Genomic DNA, 14,362 nt, shown 5'->3' with positions numbered 1-14,362 from the left:
AGAATTTATTATGTCAACAATTATTGATGTTTATGCTCGCGAAGTCCTTGACTCTCGTGGTAACCCAACTGTAGAAGTAGAAGTTTACACAGAAAGCGGCGCTTTCGGACGCGCTATCGTACCAAGTGGTGCATCTACTGGTGAACACGAAGCAGTAGAATTACGTGACGGTGACAAATCTCGTTACCTTGGTAAAGGTGTTGTTAACGCAGTAAACAACGTTAACGAAATTATCGCTCCAGAAATCGCTGGTTTCGATGTAACTGACCAAGCTGGTATCGACCGTGCTATGATCGAATTAGATGGCACTCCAAACAAAGGTAAACTAGGCGCTAACGCTATCCTTGGTGTATCTATGGCAGTAGCTCACGCAGCAGCTGACTTCGTAGGTCTTCCATTATACCGTTACCTTGGTGGATTCAATGCAAAACAATTACCAACTCCAATGATGAACATCATCAACGGTGGTTCTCACGCTGATAACAACGTTGACTTCCAAGAGTTCATGATCTTACCAGTTGGTGCTCCAACATTCAAAGAATCAATCCGTATGGGTGCTGAAGTATTCCATGCACTTAAAGCTGTATTACATGACAAAGGTCTTAACACTGCAGTAGGTGACGAAGGTGGATTCGCTCCAAACCTTGGTTCTAACCGTGAAGCTTTAGAAGTAATCATCGAAGCTATCGAAAAAGCTGGTTACAAAGCTGGCGAGAACGTATTCTTAGGAATGGACGTTGCTTCTTCTGAGTTCTACAACAAAGAAACTGGTAAATATGACCTTGCAGGCGAAGGCCGTACTGGCTTAACTTCTGCAGAAATGGTTGATTTCTATGAAGAGCTTTGCAAAGACTTCCCAATCATCTCTATCGAAGATGGTTTAGACGAAAACGACTGGGATGGTCACAAATTATTAACTGAGCGTATCGGTGATAAAGTACAATTAGTTGGTGACGATTTATTCGTAACTAACACTCAAAAACTTGCTGAAGGTATCGAAAAAGGTATCTCTAACTCAATCTTAATTAAAGTTAACCAAATCGGTACTTTAACTGAGACTTTCGAAGCTATCGAAATGGCTAAACGTGCTGGTTACACAGCAGTTGTATCTCACCGTTCTGGTGAAACTGAAGATGCTACAATCGCTGACATCGCAGTTGCAACTAACGCTGGCCAAATCAAAACTGGTTCTATGAGCCGTACTGACCGTATTGCTAAGTACAACCAATTATTACGTATCGAAGACGAGCTAGGCGAAATCGCTGTTTACGATGGTATCAAATCTTTCTATAACATCAAACGATAATTGTAGAAAATAAACGACAGACCGTGAGAAATCACGGTCTGTTTTTTTATGCTAAAATTGTTCACCCGTCATAAGTGACATGAAATGTTTGAAGAAGCGGTTATAATCAAAATCAATTGCTATTTGATGACTCGGCCAATCAATAAATGGTTTAGATTCTCCTAAAGAGCGAAATTCTCCAATGCTTGCCCCCTGTGCATAAGATTCTGTCATGACAACGATAGGTGATTTATGATACGTGAACATAGAGTTATCAAATAAAGCGAGTATTGGCATTGTGTCATGGAAAGGGCTGCCTTTTAAATGTGGTAGGGCGTCTTTATAATATCCGTAGTAATAATGATCGAATAAAGGTTTGAGAAGTGGGGCTTTTCCTTTGGCTTCAATATATTCTGCCATTTCTGGTGTAATGATGGAGTATTGAGTGACGTTTAATGGGTATATGTACATGTTAGCTGTGGATTGAAGGACTATATTAGCGGCAGTAGGATCGCCATAAAAGTTTGCTTCGGAAATAGGGGTAACATTACCAGGATGTAAAAAGGCACCGCCCATTACGTAGTAAGATTTAACTTGCTTCATTAACTGTTTACATACGATGAATAAAATTGCTAGGGAGGTAAGTCTTCCTAAACTTACAATGATTAATTCATCTTTATACTGTTCAATAAGAGGAATGACTTCAAAAAAATTCTCCATTTCTCCGTTAGTCACATTCACCTTTGGAATAATTGGACCGAGCCCCTGTTTCCCATGTACATCCGTAAAAAACGCAGGTGGGGCACCAGTAAGGGGACGTTCTGAACCACCGAATATCTTGATATTTCTATTCTTTGTTTCGTTATTAAAAAAATGAGCATTTTCTACGGCCATTTTTTTTGGAACATTGCCGTAATCAGCAACGATACCGACGATTTCTATTTCATCGATAAAGAATGCTAAGAGGAGAGCCATCGTATCATCAATCCCAGGATCACAAAAAATGAGAACTTTTTTGGGCATATGTTCACCACCTATCTTGTTTATCCCCTACAAACCAGCTTGGTGAGGGCTAATAATCAATAAGGATGAGGGGAATCTCATGGATTAAAGTTTCACTTTATATATATGTAAGTTTAAGAATAAAAAGATTATTTTATTGAAATAATAGTTTTTTAAATTCAGAAAATAAAAACTTTTTATATTAGGTCAAGGTTTTTGACATAATTTTCGTTTAGAAATGCAGTCATATCAAGGTTGTAAGCGTATAACATAGGCTGTTTTTACTGTCAAGTTGATAAATTGCAGCTTTTTACAATTTATACTATGATAAAGATATTAACAGAAGATCGTATAAACATGAGGGATGATGAACATGAAATTTACAAAGATTCTTGTCCAAATTGCTGCTCTTTACGTGTTTTATATGGTTGGAACTTGGGTGCAAGAAATGTTAAATATTCCGATTCCAGGAAGTTTGATTGGAATGTTCCTCTTACTTGTTTTACTTAGCCTAAAAGTTCTGCCAGTGAAATGGTTCGATTTAGGAGCAGAAACACTCGTTGCTATTATGCCGTTTTTATTAATTCCGCCAACGCTTGGCCTAATGAATTACGGTGCTTTTTTTATGAGTAAAGGAATTTCTCTTTTCATTACAGTTGTAGCGAGTACATTTTTAATTATTATTGTCGCAGGACATACAGGACAATATCTTGCGAATAGGAAGGAAAGAGAGTCGCGATGAGTCAAATATTAATCGGAGTCGGTTGGGTTCTTTTTACGGTGCTATTATATCAATTATCTAAAAAAATCTATAAATTATTTCCAACACCATTCACCATTCCAATGCTTGTAGCAACTGGATTAATGGCTTTCCTATTTATCGTGCTTGATATACCATATCAACATTATATGGAAAGTGGTGGTGGCTGGATTGCAAAGCTACTTGGACCCGGTGTTGTAGCATTTGCAATTCCTCTTTATAAACAACGTCATGTTCTGCAAAAATATGTTGTACCGATTGCTGGTGGCGTATTAGTAGGTACAACAGTTGCAATCGCTAGTGATTTTGCAATTGCTTCACTTATGGGAACGGATAAAAGCTTAATCTTATCGTCTTTACCAAAATCGGTGACAATGCCAGTTGCGATGAGTGTTTCAGAGCAAGTTGGTGGTGTACCTTCCTTAACAGCAGCTTTCGTTGTTATCGCAGGTATTACTGGAACGATTACAGGACCCCTTTTATTAAAATGGAGCCGTGTTACAAACTCAGTTGGTAAAGGTATAGGATTTGGATGTGCTTCTCATATTATGGGTGTTATGAGAGCAATGAAAAATAATGAGCATGAAGGTGTTATTGGATCGGTAACAATGACATTAACAGCAATTTTGACATGTTTACTTGGACCGTTATTTGCGATGATGTTTATGTAATAGAAGAAAAGCGAGAGCGCCTCTATAGCTCTCGCTTTTCTATAGAATTTATGCTACAGTTACAATAACTGAATCTTTGTAGGAGGTACGCCAAGTGCATACGTTATTATCAGTTTTACTTATTATTGTATCGATTTTAATGATTGTTATGGTACTTATGCAATCTAGTAATAGCTCAGGCCTTTCAGGTGCAATTTCAGGCGGTGCGGAGCAATTATTTGGTAAGCAAAAGGCACGTGGAATTGAAGCGGTATTAAACCGTATTACAATTGTTTTAGCTGTATTGTTCTTTGTATTAACAATTGGTGTTACGTACTTCAATTTATAGAATTGAAAGAAGAAGCGTTAGTGAATGGTACTAATGGTTCTTCTTTTTTTGTTTTGCTATTTGAAAGATGTTTCTAATTAGATTATAGAAATACAAATATGGTACACTAGATATAGAAAGAATACGACTAGATTACAGAAGAGAAAGAGGAGAAATACATGATGAAATTAGCATCTCCGAAACCATTTACATTTGAGGGTGGAGACCGCGCTGTTTTATTACTACATGGATTCACAGGGAACTCAGCTGATGTACGTATGTTAGGGCGTTTCTTAGAAAAGAAAGGCTATACTTGTCATGCGCCAATTTATAAAGGGCACGGTGTACCACCAGAAGAGCTTGTTCATACAGGGCCTGAAGATTGGTGGCAAGATGTAACGGAGGCATATCAGCTTTTAAAAGATAAAGGTTTTGAGAAAATTGCTGTTGTTGGATTGTCACTTGGCGGCGTATTTTCTTTAAAATTAGGTTATACAGTACCGGTTTTAGGTGTAGTACCAATGTGTGCACCTATGTATATTAAGAGCGAAGAAACGATGTACCAAGGTATATTGGCATATGCCCGCGAATATAAAAAACGTGAGCAAAAATCAACAGAACAAATTGAACAAGAAATGTTGGAATTCCAAAAGACACCGATGAATACATTAAAAGCATTACAACAATTAATTGCTGACGTACGTAACAATGTGGATATGATTTATGCACCAACATTTGTTGTACAAGCACGTCATGACGAAATGATTAATACAGATAGTGCTAACATTATTTATAACGGTGTAGAATCTACGTTAAAAGACATTAAATGGTATGAAGACTCTACGCATGTCATTACACTTGATAAACAACGTGACGAGCTACATGAGGATGTATATAACTTCTTGGAGCAACTAGATTGGTAAGATCTAGTTGCCTCTTTTTTTCATAAGGAATTTTTTGTGAAAACTGTAAAAATCATAAGGGGAGTATTGAAGTTTCGTTTTATACATCCCCTATCTTTCGGATACACTAAATAATATAAGGTTTTAAAGGAGGTATTTTTGCTTGGAAGAAATCACACAAGAACATATTGATAAGTTGTTATTATTTATGAGAGAAGAAGCGTATAAACCGCTAACGATACAAGAGTTAGAAGAGGCATTTGGAATTGAAGGTTCTGAGGGCTTTAAAGATTTTGTAAAAGCACTTGTAATGATGGAAGAGAAGGGACTTGTTATTCGTACACGTAGCAACCGTTACGGTCTTCCTGAAAAGATGAATTTAATACGCGGTAAGTTAATTGGACATGCACGTGGTTTTGCATTCGTTGTACCAGACGAGAAGAAAACGGGAGACGATGATCTTTTCATCCCGCCTACAGAGTTAAACGGGGCACTTCATGGCGATACAGTATTAGCACGCCTTAGTTCTCAATCAAGCGGTTCACGTCAAGAAGGTTCAATTGTACGCATTTTAGAGCGTGGAACGAAAGAACTAGTTGGTACATATACAGAGTCGAAAAACTTTGGGTTCGTTATACCTGACAATAAGCGCTGGACGAGTGACATTTTCGTATTGAAAAGTGCGTCTATGGGCGCTGTAGAAGGTCATAAAGTAGTTGTGAAAATTACGAGCTATCCAGAGAATCGTTTAAGTGCAGAAGGTGAAGTTATTCAAATTCTAGGTCATAAAAATGATCCAGGAGTAGATATTTTATCTGTCATTCATAAACATCACTTGCCTTTAGCGTTCCCTGAAGAAGTGATGGAACATGCAAACAGTGTACCAGAAACGATTTCAGAAGAAGATTTAAAAGATCGCCGTGATCTACGTGACCAAATGATCGTAACGATTGACGGTGCAGACGCAAAAGATTTAGATGATGCTGTTACAGTAACGAAACTTGAGAACGGTAACTACAAGCTAGGCGTTCACATTGCGGATGTAAGTCATTACGTTCAAGAAGGTTCTCCAATTGATGTAGAAGCAGCGGAAAGAGCGACGAGTGTGTATCTTGTTGACCGTGTAATTCCGATGATTCCACACCGTCTATCTAACGGTATTTGTTCATTAAATCCGAAAGTAGACCGTCTGACATTATCTTGTGAAATGGAAATCAACAACTTAGGTGATGTTGTTAAACACGAGATTTTCCAAAGTGTGATTAAAACGACAGAGCGTATGACTTATGCTGACGTAAGAAGCATTTTAGAAGATGAGGACGAAGAGTTAATTAAGCGTTATGAGCCGCTCGTACCGATGTTTAAAGAGATGGGTCAATTGGCACAAATTTTACGTGAAAAACGTATGCGCCGTGGTGCAATTGACTTTGACTTTAAAGAAGCGAAAGTATTAGTGGATGAAGAAGGAAAACCGACAGACGTTGTCATGCGCGATCGTTCTGTATCAGAGAAGTTAATTGAAGAATTTATGCTTGTTGCGAATGAAACAGTAGCAGAGCACTTCCACTGGATGAACGTACCATTCATGTACCGTGTCCATGAAGATCCGAAAGAAGATAAGTTAGAGCGTTTCTTCGAGTTTGTAACGAACTTCGGATATGCGGTAAAAGGACGTGCGAATGAAGTACATCCTCGTGCGCTGCAACAAATTCTTGAAATGGTTCAAGGGCAGCCAGAAGAAGTAGTTATTTCAACAGTAATGCTTCGTTCTATGAAGCAAGCGCGTTACGATGCGGATAGCTTAGGACATTTCGGTTTATCAACTGAGTTCTACACGCATTTCACATCACCAATTCGTCGTTACCCGGATACAATCGTTCATAGATTAATTCGTGAATACATTATTAACGGTAAAGTCGACAACGAAACGCAAGCAAAATGGCGTGAAAAATTACCTGAGATTGCAGAGCATTCTTCTAATATGGAACGTCGTGCTGTTGAAGCAGAGCGTGAAACAGATGAGATGAAAAAAGCAGAGTATATGGTTGATAAGATCGGTGAAGAGTATGACGGTATGATTAGCTCTGTAACAAACTTCGGTTTATTCGTAGAGCTTCCAAATACAATTGAAGGTCTTGTACACGTTAGTTATTTAACGGATGATTACTACCGTTATGACGAGCAACATTTCGCTATGATCGGAGAACGTACAGGAAACGTATTCCGCATCGGTGACGAAATTACAATTCGCGTTATTAACGTAAACAAAGACGAGCGTGCAATCGACTTTGAAATCGTTGGCATGAAAGGCACACCTCGCCGTAAGTTCAAAGATCGTCCAGTCGTTATCGAGCAGCCAAGAACAGGCAGAAAGAAACGCGGTGGACGTAGCGAGCGCAGTAATGAGCGCGGCGGTGAACGTGGCACAGGTAGAAAATTTGACCGTGGTGGTAAAGGAAAAGGAAGAGGATCTGCATCCGCATCCGCATCCGCTTCTGCTAGCCAGCCGGGAAAAAAAGATGGTAACGGTAAGAAGAAAAAAGCATTCTTCGAAAACGTACCAGGATTCAAGAAGAAAAAGAAAAAGCGTAAGTAAGAAAAGAATGGCTTCGCTTTGATAAAAAGCGAAGCCATTCTTTTTTCTTGGTGGCTCGAGAGCGAGCCACTTTCGCTTTTTGTATAATCCAGCTACAGTGGCTAGAATCTGTTGGCCATTTCACTCCCTCGGACGAAGCAAAAAGCGCTTCTCTGTCGGGAGTTCCAATGTCCAAAGATTCTGAGCGAGCCACTTTCGCTTTTTATTAACATTTGTTACAATAGTAAAAATAGAGGAGGGACGTTATATGCCAAAGGGTACAGGTAAGGTTATTGCACAGAACAAAAAAGCATTTCATGATTATTTCATCGAAGAAACATACGAAGCAGGGCTTGTCCTTCAAGGAACGGAAATTAAGTCGATTCGCGCTGGTCGCGTGAACTTGAAAGATGCGTTTGCACGTGTACATAATGGTGAAGTATGGGTTCATAATATGCACATTAATACATACGAACAAGGGAATCGTTTCAACCATGATCCACTTCGTACGAGAAAATTACTTCTTCATAAAAAAGAAATTGATAAGCTAGCGGGCGCTGCAAAAGAAACAGGTTACGCATTAGTTCCACTTAGAATCTATTTAAAAAATGGATTTGCAAAAATGGCACTTGGTTTAGCAAAAGGTAAGAAACAATACGATAAACGTCACGATTTAAAAGAGAAAGAAGCAAAACGTGAAATTGCACGCGTGTTCCGTGATCGCCAAAAGATGTAATACAGATATTTACATTTGTAAAACGGCGCGCGTATGATATAATAACTTATGTAAGGTTGTTACACATTGAAAAACAGCTCTTAGTAGCTATCACGATATTTTCTTCGTATGCTCCATTTTTATCATGGGGACGTTACGGATTCGACAGGGATAGTTCGAGCTTAGGTTGCGAGTCGAGGGGATCGGCCTCGTTAAAACGTCAAAGCCTATAATTGGCAAACAAAACAATCTTTCTTTAGCTGCTTAATTGCACTAAAGGTTCCTCCCTCCATCGTCCATGTGGTAGGGTAAGGGACTCAAACTAAGTGGACTACGCCGGAGTTCGCCGTCTGAGGACAAAGGAAGAGAACAACCAGACTAGCAACTTGGAAGCCTGTCGATAGGCCGAAGAGTTCGCGAAATGCTAATATATCGACTACACTCGTAGAAGCTTAAGTGCCGATATTTTTGGACGTGGGTTCGACTCCCACCGTCTCCACCAATACATATTTGGTGGTTTTTTATTTTGTATGATATGAACCATAACTTTGCCAGGTTGGCGAGGTTATGGTTCTTTTTGTTTGTGGTTTTATAGAATGCTGAAGTTGATGGGACGATATCTCTGAAATAGAAAATAAAGAAATGGTTATTGACGATAAGCAGGTAGATAATATAGCTGCTAGTAAACGCCCAATTGTCGAGTTTTTATTATTTTTTCACTTTATTCGAATCTTCATATGTTTTGTGTTTTTATCCATACCTATTGTAAGATTATATAGAGTTCTCCTAATAAACTGTTTTAATGGATTATTTAGGGGTTTTAAATTTATAAATCTTAAATTATTTTTTTGGGATAATTTTTTTATCTAAATAATTTATATTGAAGTAGAGGTGAACCATCGGTGAAGCAGGTGTTGGTGATTAAAAATGAACGGTCTTCAGCAAAGAAAATCGTAAGCGGTTTAACGCAAGAAGGCTATTTCATTTTAAAACTTCACAATGAAAACGAAGGTTTAAATATAATATATGAACAAGATTGGGATATTATCATATTGGATTGGGATTCATTAAGTATATCCGGACCAGAAATTTGCAGACAAATACGACTTGTTAAAACGACACCGATCATTATTGTGACTGACAATATTTCTAGTAAGGATTGCGTAGCAGGGTTACAAGCAGGAGCAGATGATTATATAAGAAAACCATTTGCGAAAGAAGAATTAGTAGCAAGAGTTCAAGCAATTTTAAGGAGAAGTGATTGTAACCAGCAAAAGGAGATAAACTTTTTTCAGTTTAAAGATCTCTTTGTTGATGCATCTAGCAATATTGTGAAAAAAGGTGGCAAAAACCTCTCGCTTACTAAGCGGGAGTACGATTTACTTGTATTTTTAATCAAGAATAAAAACACAATATTGAGCCGTGAAATGCTTTTGAATCAAGTATGGGGATATAATGTAGTAGTAAATCCAAATGTAGTAGACTTATATATTGGGTATGTAAGAAAAAAGTTAAAGTGCGAGAAGAAAGAGAGATATATTCAAACGATACACGGCAGAGGCTATTCAATGATTGAATGATAAAATAAGGTAATAGAAAACGAGTAAAACTATTTCATTCAGTTTTACTCGTTTTTTTGTTAAATGTGATAATCAAATAGTTTCTGAGAAATATTAATAGATGAAAACTGTAAAAAGAATATTTCTATCAGGCAATGGATTATAAAAACATTAGCTATTAATGAGCATCTTTTGGGTAGTGTGGAGGGGACGATTCTAGCTCGCATTAGTTGAGACCAGATCTACTGAAAGTGTCTACTCGAAAAAAATCGACACGCTCTGAAGAATAAAGGTTAATCAATACGCCCGACTTCACATATTACTTTCTATGCCTGATTTTATGAATTAGCACCATTCACAAGATTTTCACAGAATTAATGACTATACTAATTAACAGGATGTTCAAATGAAAATGATTATCAATAGCGATTCAATTGAATAAAAGTTACCTTCTAATTCAATCTATGGATGTCATCATTTTCGAAATAAATCACACTATAAGGAGTATATATATGAAAAAATCTATGCTTTTAAAATTAGTGAGTATTCTAGCAATTTTTACTTTAATGTTAGTGGCTTGCTCAGATTCAAGTAAAGAAACTTCGAAGGCTAATAATAAAGATAATGGTAGTGATAAGCCAAAAACGGTTGAAATCACTGATGCTCATGGAACTGTTAAAGTCCCTGTAAACCCAAAGAATGTAGTTGCTTTGGATAACAGAACTTTTGAAACTTTATCTGATTGGGGAATTAAATTAGCGGCTGCTCCAAAGGATATCATGCCTGCTGATTCAGCATATAAAAAGGATGAAAAAGTTCAAAATATTGGGAATCACCGTGAACCAAATCTAGAAATTATTGCAGCGGCAAACCCTGACCTTGTAATCGTTGGTCAAAGATTTGCTGACCATTACGAAGAAATCAAAAAATTAGTACCAAATGCAGCAGTTATTGATCTTAATTTTGATGTTTCTGAGAAAGCTACTAAGCCTGGCGAAAACTTAGTAAAAGGACTTAAAGATTCTACAATTACTTTAGGAAAAATCTTTAATAAAGATAAAGAAGCTAAACAATTAGTAGCTGATTTTGATAAATCTATTGAAAAAGCAAAATCTGCTTATAACGGAAAAGATAAAGTTATGAGTGTTATCGTTACTGGTGGTAATATTGGTTTTGCTGCTCCACATTCTGGTCGCGTTTGGGGACCAATGTATGAAATTTTCGGTTGGACTCCAGCGTTAGAAGTTTCAAATTCTACTGCAGGTCATAAAGGTGATGACGTTTCTGTTGAAGCTATTGCACAAACAAATCCTGATTGGCTTTTCGTATTAGATCGTGATGCTGCAACATCTGATGCAGCTAAGTCAACACCTGCTAAGGATGTTATTTCTAAATCACCTGCTCTTCAAAACACAACTGCTGTTTCTAAAAAACAAGTTATTTATGCACCAGAAGATACTTACACAAATGAATCAATTCAAACTTATATAGAGTTATTTGGAAATATGGCAAAAACTTTAGCTAAGTAGTGTAAAGGGGTACGAAACAGTGTCAAAAAATATGATTTCTAGGGTTGAGAATATTTCTCAACCCCAGTTTTATAATCAAAATAAAATATGGACAAAACCTTTTATAATAGCAGTTATAGTTGTTATAATTTTAGGGATTATATCACTGTTTACTGGAGTTTATGATATACGTGGACAAGAGGACGGAATGGAGATGTTTTTCATCACTCGTGTTCCGAGAACGGTTGCATTAATGCTTACTGGAGCTGCGATGGCAATGGCAGGGCTCGTCATGCAACTTATTACACAGAATCGTTTTGTTGAACCTACTACAACGGGGACGATTGAATGGTCAGGCTTAGGCCTGCTTTTTGTGTATTTACTATTTCCTGCCCCGACTTTAGTTCAAAGAATGACTGGTGCAATCATTTTTTCTTTTATAGGAACTATGATTTTCTTTTTGTTTTTAAGAAGAGTTAAGCTTCGTTCGTCTTTAATTGTCCCGATTATTGGATTGATGCTTGGAGCAGTTATTTCTGCAGTGTCTACTTTTTTAGGACTCCTTTTTCAAAAGACGCAAAGTATTGAAACTTGGTTTGTAGGTTCATTTGCTAACATTCAGGTGGGAAGATATGAATATTTATGGCTGATTGTTATCATTACTTTTCTTATTTTTATGTATGCTAATAGATTGACTTTAGCTGGACTAGGAGAAGATGTCGCAACAAGTCTTGGAGTTAATTACAATAGAATTGTTCTTTTTGGGACTGCTCTTATCTCTGTTGCAGTTGGAATTGTTGCAGCTGTTATTGGACACTTACCTTTCTTAGGATTAATTGTGCCAAATATCGTTTCAATGTTTAGAGGTGATGATCTTAGGAGTAATTTACCTTGGGTTTGTGTGATCGGAATGGGATCAATAACTGCCTGTGATATCATTTCTCGAACAATTATAAAGCCTTTTGAATTACCTGTTTCATTAATCCTTGCAACAGTGGGAGCAGTCGTGTTTATTACTATTTTATTGAGACAAAGAAAACCAAGGAGGCTACGATGATCACATTAGAATATAGAAAAAAAGAAAATGTCGAAATCGATTCTAGCCTTCATAATGAAAGTAGATCAGCTAGCGCTTTTCGGTCTAAGAAGGAAGCAAGACGTTATTGGATTTTACTGATAACATTGATTGCTTTAGGTCTTCTTTCTTCATATGGACTTTTAGTGTATAACAATCCAGTTCCGATAGATTCACCTTCTTTTATCCCAGTTGTTAAGAGAAGGATAGTAGCTATTGTTGCAATGATTATTGCTGCGGTTTGCCATAGCTTGTCGACAGTTGCTTTCCAATCTATTACGAATAATAAAATTATTACTCCTTCACTTTTAGGTTTCGAATCACTTTATTCAGCAATTCAAACGAGTACAGTATTCTTCTTTGGTGCTAGTGCGTTAATAAATTTTAATGGAATTGGCTCATTTTTATTCCAAGTTGTTGTTATGGTCTTCATGAGTTTGATACTTTATGGATGGTTACTTTCCGGTAAATACGGGAATTTACAACTTATGCTTTTAGTTGGAATTATTATTGGTACCGGGCTAAATTCTGTGTCAACTTTCATGAGAAAACTACTTGCGCCTTCAGAATTTGATATTTTACAAGCAAGACTATTTGGTTCTATTAATCATGCAGATCCTGCATATTTTCCTATTGTAATTCCTATGATCATAATTGTAGCGGTATTAATTTTTGCTCATTCTAAGAATTTGAATGTTTTATCACTAGGAAAAGATGTCGCTACTTCTTTTGGAGTTAAATACCAACCTAGTGTAATTTATACGCTTGTATTAGTAGCTATTTTAATGTCCATTTCAACAGCTCTAATTGGGCCACTTACTTTCTACGGCTTTTTAGTGGCAACTTTGAGTTATCAGGCAGCGTCAACTTATGATCATAGATATATTTTTCCGATGGCTTTTGCTATAGGATTTTTAATAATGACGAGTGCATACTTTTTAATGTATCATGTATTCCATGCTCAAGGTGTAGTTTCAGTTATTATTGAATTATTTGGTGGAATCATATTCTTAACTATAGTTTTAAGGAAGAGGGCTTTATGATAAAAATTGATAATGTTAAAAAGTTCTATACTGATAAGGTAAAAATAGGACCTTTGGATATTGAAATACCAAAAGCAGGCTTTACTTCTTTAATTGGACCAAATGGTGCTGGAAAGTCAACGACACTTTTGATGATTGGCAGACTTTTAGATATGGATGAAGGCCAAATTCAGGTAGCAAATATGGATGTTTCTGAATCCAAATCAAAAGACTTAGCAAAAGTTTTGACTATATTGCGACAAGAAAATCATTTTGTAACTAGGCTTACAGTTAGACAATTAGTTGGATTTGGGCGCTTTCCTTATTCAAAGGGAAGGTTGACTAAAGAAGATGAGGTTATCATTTCTAAATATATCGATTTCTTAGATTTAACTAGTTTAGAGAATAGATATTTAGATGAGCTTTCTGGTGGTCAAAGACAAAGGGCATATGTAGCGATGGTACTGTGCCAAGAGACGGAATATGTACTTTTGGACGAACCTTTGAACAACCTTGATGTTGCTCGTTCTGTTCAAATGATGGAGCATTTAAGACGTGCAGCTAATGAATTTGGAAGAACAATTTTGACTGTTATGCATGACATAAATTTTGCAGCTAAATACTCGGATAAAATTTGTGCTATGAAAGATGGACAAATTGCTGCTTTTGGAACAGTAGAAGAGGTTATGGACTCAACACTTTTGACAGATATTTTTGAAACAAAAATAGAAATTATTAATGGTCCTTATGGGCCAATAGCAGTTTATTAGTTATAAAATGTCTTGCGTAGATTATGCAAGACACTCTAGTTGAAGTTGCTGTCTGTATTTTATAGGCAGCAGCTTTTTTTATGTGATTACTCATAAAATGCAAAAGAATGCTTCACCTTTTCAAGTATGTACCAAACGAAAAAATATCTCTGTATAATTTTTCAAAAGAATTCAGCTTGTTTTTTTATATGTAATATTGCATATCAGAGTG

Annotated in this window: 13 protein-coding genes and 1 other RNA gene; 13 read left to right on the top strand and 1 reads right to left on the bottom strand. The window is 36.8% G+C overall.

Annotated features, from left to right (window positions below):
- Window positions 1–10 precede the first annotated feature (10 nt).
- Complete coding sequence (gene eno, locus V6946_RS27245) at window positions 11–1,306, top strand: phosphopyruvate hydratase (RefSeq protein ID WP_000103951.1); 1,296 nt, start codon at window positions 11–13, stop codon at window positions 1,304–1,306.
- Window positions 1,307–1,357: 51 nt separating this feature from the next.
- On the opposite strand, the gene V6946_RS27240 is transcribed toward eno, so the two are convergent.
- A complete protein-coding gene (locus tag V6946_RS27240; RefSeq protein WP_006922901.1) occupies window positions 1,358–2,308 on the bottom strand; it encodes a nucleoside hydrolase in 951 nt (316 codons plus the stop codon).
- Window positions 2,309–2,660: 352 nt separating this feature from the next.
- On the opposite strand from V6946_RS27240, the gene V6946_RS27235 reads away from it, so the two are divergent.
- From V6946_RS27235 to V6946_RS27180, 12 genes are all read left to right on the top strand, one after another.
- Complete coding sequence (locus tag V6946_RS27235; RefSeq protein WP_000673222.1) at window positions 2,661–3,029, top strand: CidA/LrgA family holin-like protein; 369 nt, start codon at window positions 2,661–2,663, stop codon at window positions 3,027–3,029.
- Window positions 3,026–3,718 (top strand): LrgB family protein, encoded by a 693-nt coding sequence (locus tag V6946_RS27230; RefSeq protein ID WP_000078309.1) that lies wholly within the window; start codon window positions 3,026–3,028, stop codon window positions 3,716–3,718. Before V6946_RS27235 ends, V6946_RS27230 begins: the two co-directional genes overlap by 4 nt.
- A 94-nt stretch (window positions 3,719–3,812) precedes the next feature.
- Window positions 3,813–4,046 carry a preprotein translocase subunit SecG gene (gene secG / locus V6946_RS27225; protein ID WP_000557264.1) on the top strand — a complete coding sequence of 78 codons (234 nt, stop codon included), beginning with the start codon at window positions 3,813–3,815 and terminating at the stop codon, window positions 4,044–4,046.
- Window positions 4,047–4,207: 161 nt separating this feature from the next.
- A complete protein-coding gene (estA, locus tag V6946_RS27220; protein ID WP_179951853.1) occupies window positions 4,208–4,948 on the top strand; it encodes a carboxylesterase in 741 nt (246 codons plus the stop codon).
- A 142-nt stretch (window positions 4,949–5,090) separates the two neighbouring features.
- The gene (gene rnr / locus V6946_RS27215) at window positions 5,091–7,523 is read left to right on the top strand and encodes a ribonuclease R (protein WP_152121655.1); all 2,433 of its coding nucleotides are present in this window, start codon (window positions 5,091–5,093) and stop codon (window positions 7,521–7,523) included.
- Window positions 7,524–7,770: 247 nt separating this feature from the next.
- Window positions 7,771–8,238, top strand: coding sequence for an SsrA-binding protein (gene smpB, locus V6946_RS27210; protein ID WP_001123920.1), 468 nt, complete (start codon window positions 7,771–7,773; stop codon window positions 8,236–8,238).
- A 126-nt stretch (window positions 8,239–8,364) separates the two neighbouring features.
- Window positions 8,365–8,719: a transfer-messenger RNA gene (ssrA, locus tag V6946_RS27205) on the top strand.
- A gap of 400 nt (window positions 8,720–9,119) precedes the next feature.
- Window positions 9,120–9,797: a response regulator transcription factor gene (locus V6946_RS27200; protein ID WP_033691999.1), complete on the top strand. Its 678-nt coding sequence runs from the start codon at window positions 9,120–9,122 to the stop codon at window positions 9,795–9,797.
- Window positions 9,798–10,288: 491 nt separating this feature from the next.
- The gene (locus V6946_RS27195; protein ID WP_048558128.1) at window positions 10,289–11,305 is read left to right on the top strand and encodes a siderophore ABC transporter substrate-binding protein; all 1,017 of its coding nucleotides are present in this window, start codon (window positions 10,289–10,291) and stop codon (window positions 11,303–11,305) included.
- Window positions 11,306–11,324: 19 nt separating this feature from the next.
- On the top strand, window positions 11,325–12,341 hold the full coding sequence (locus tag V6946_RS27190) for an iron chelate uptake ABC transporter family permease subunit (RefSeq protein ID WP_033692000.1): 1,017 nt from the start codon (window positions 11,325–11,327) through the stop codon (window positions 12,339–12,341).
- Window positions 12,338–13,402 (top strand): iron chelate uptake ABC transporter family permease subunit, encoded by a 1,065-nt coding sequence (locus V6946_RS27185; protein WP_006918749.1) that lies wholly within the window; start codon window positions 12,338–12,340, stop codon window positions 13,400–13,402. Before V6946_RS27190 ends, V6946_RS27185 begins: the two co-directional genes overlap by 4 nt.
- Complete coding sequence (locus V6946_RS27180; RefSeq protein WP_000590071.1) at window positions 13,399–14,151, top strand: ABC transporter ATP-binding protein; 753 nt, start codon at window positions 13,399–13,401, stop codon at window positions 14,149–14,151. The genes V6946_RS27185 and V6946_RS27180 overlap by 4 nt, the downstream gene beginning before the upstream one ends.
- Window positions 14,152–14,362: the final 211 nt, after the last annotated feature.

Source organism: Bacillus sp. PPSBB_2 (genome assembly GCF_045291115.1).
In the GTDB taxonomy this organism is placed as follows: Bacteria; Bacillota; Bacilli; order Bacillales; family Bacillaceae_G; genus Bacillus_A; species Bacillus_A cereus.
Note: the sequence above shows the minus strand (reverse complement) of the source record. Positions and strands in the feature narration are given on the sequence as shown.

Coding starts and splice junctions, on each gene's coding strand:
- V6946_RS27240 (WP_006922901.1), bottom strand. CDS start 2,308: ATGCCCAAAAAAGTTCTCATTTTTTGTGATCCTGGGATTGATGATACG.
- V6946_RS27235 (WP_000673222.1), top strand. CDS start 2,661: ATGAAATTTACAAAGATTCTTGTCCAAATTGCTGCTCTTTACGTGTTT.
- estA (WP_179951853.1), top strand. CDS start 4,208: ATGAAATTAGCATCTCCGAAACCATTTACATTTGAGGGTGGAGACCGC.
- V6946_RS27195 (WP_048558128.1), top strand. CDS start 10,289: ATGAAAAAATCTATGCTTTTAAAATTAGTGAGTATTCTAGCAATTTTT.
- V6946_RS27185 (WP_006918749.1), top strand. CDS start 12,338: ATGATCACATTAGAATATAGAAAAAAAGAAAATGTCGAAATCGATTCT.
- smpB (WP_001123920.1), top strand. CDS start 7,771: ATGCCAAAGGGTACAGGTAAGGTTATTGCACAGAACAAAAAAGCATTT.
- V6946_RS27180 (WP_000590071.1), top strand. CDS start 13,399: ATGATAAAAATTGATAATGTTAAAAAGTTCTATACTGATAAGGTAAAA.
- V6946_RS27230 (WP_000078309.1), top strand. CDS start 3,026: ATGAGTCAAATATTAATCGGAGTCGGTTGGGTTCTTTTTACGGTGCTA.
- eno (WP_000103951.1), top strand. CDS start 11: ATGTCAACAATTATTGATGTTTATGCTCGCGAAGTCCTTGACTCTCGT.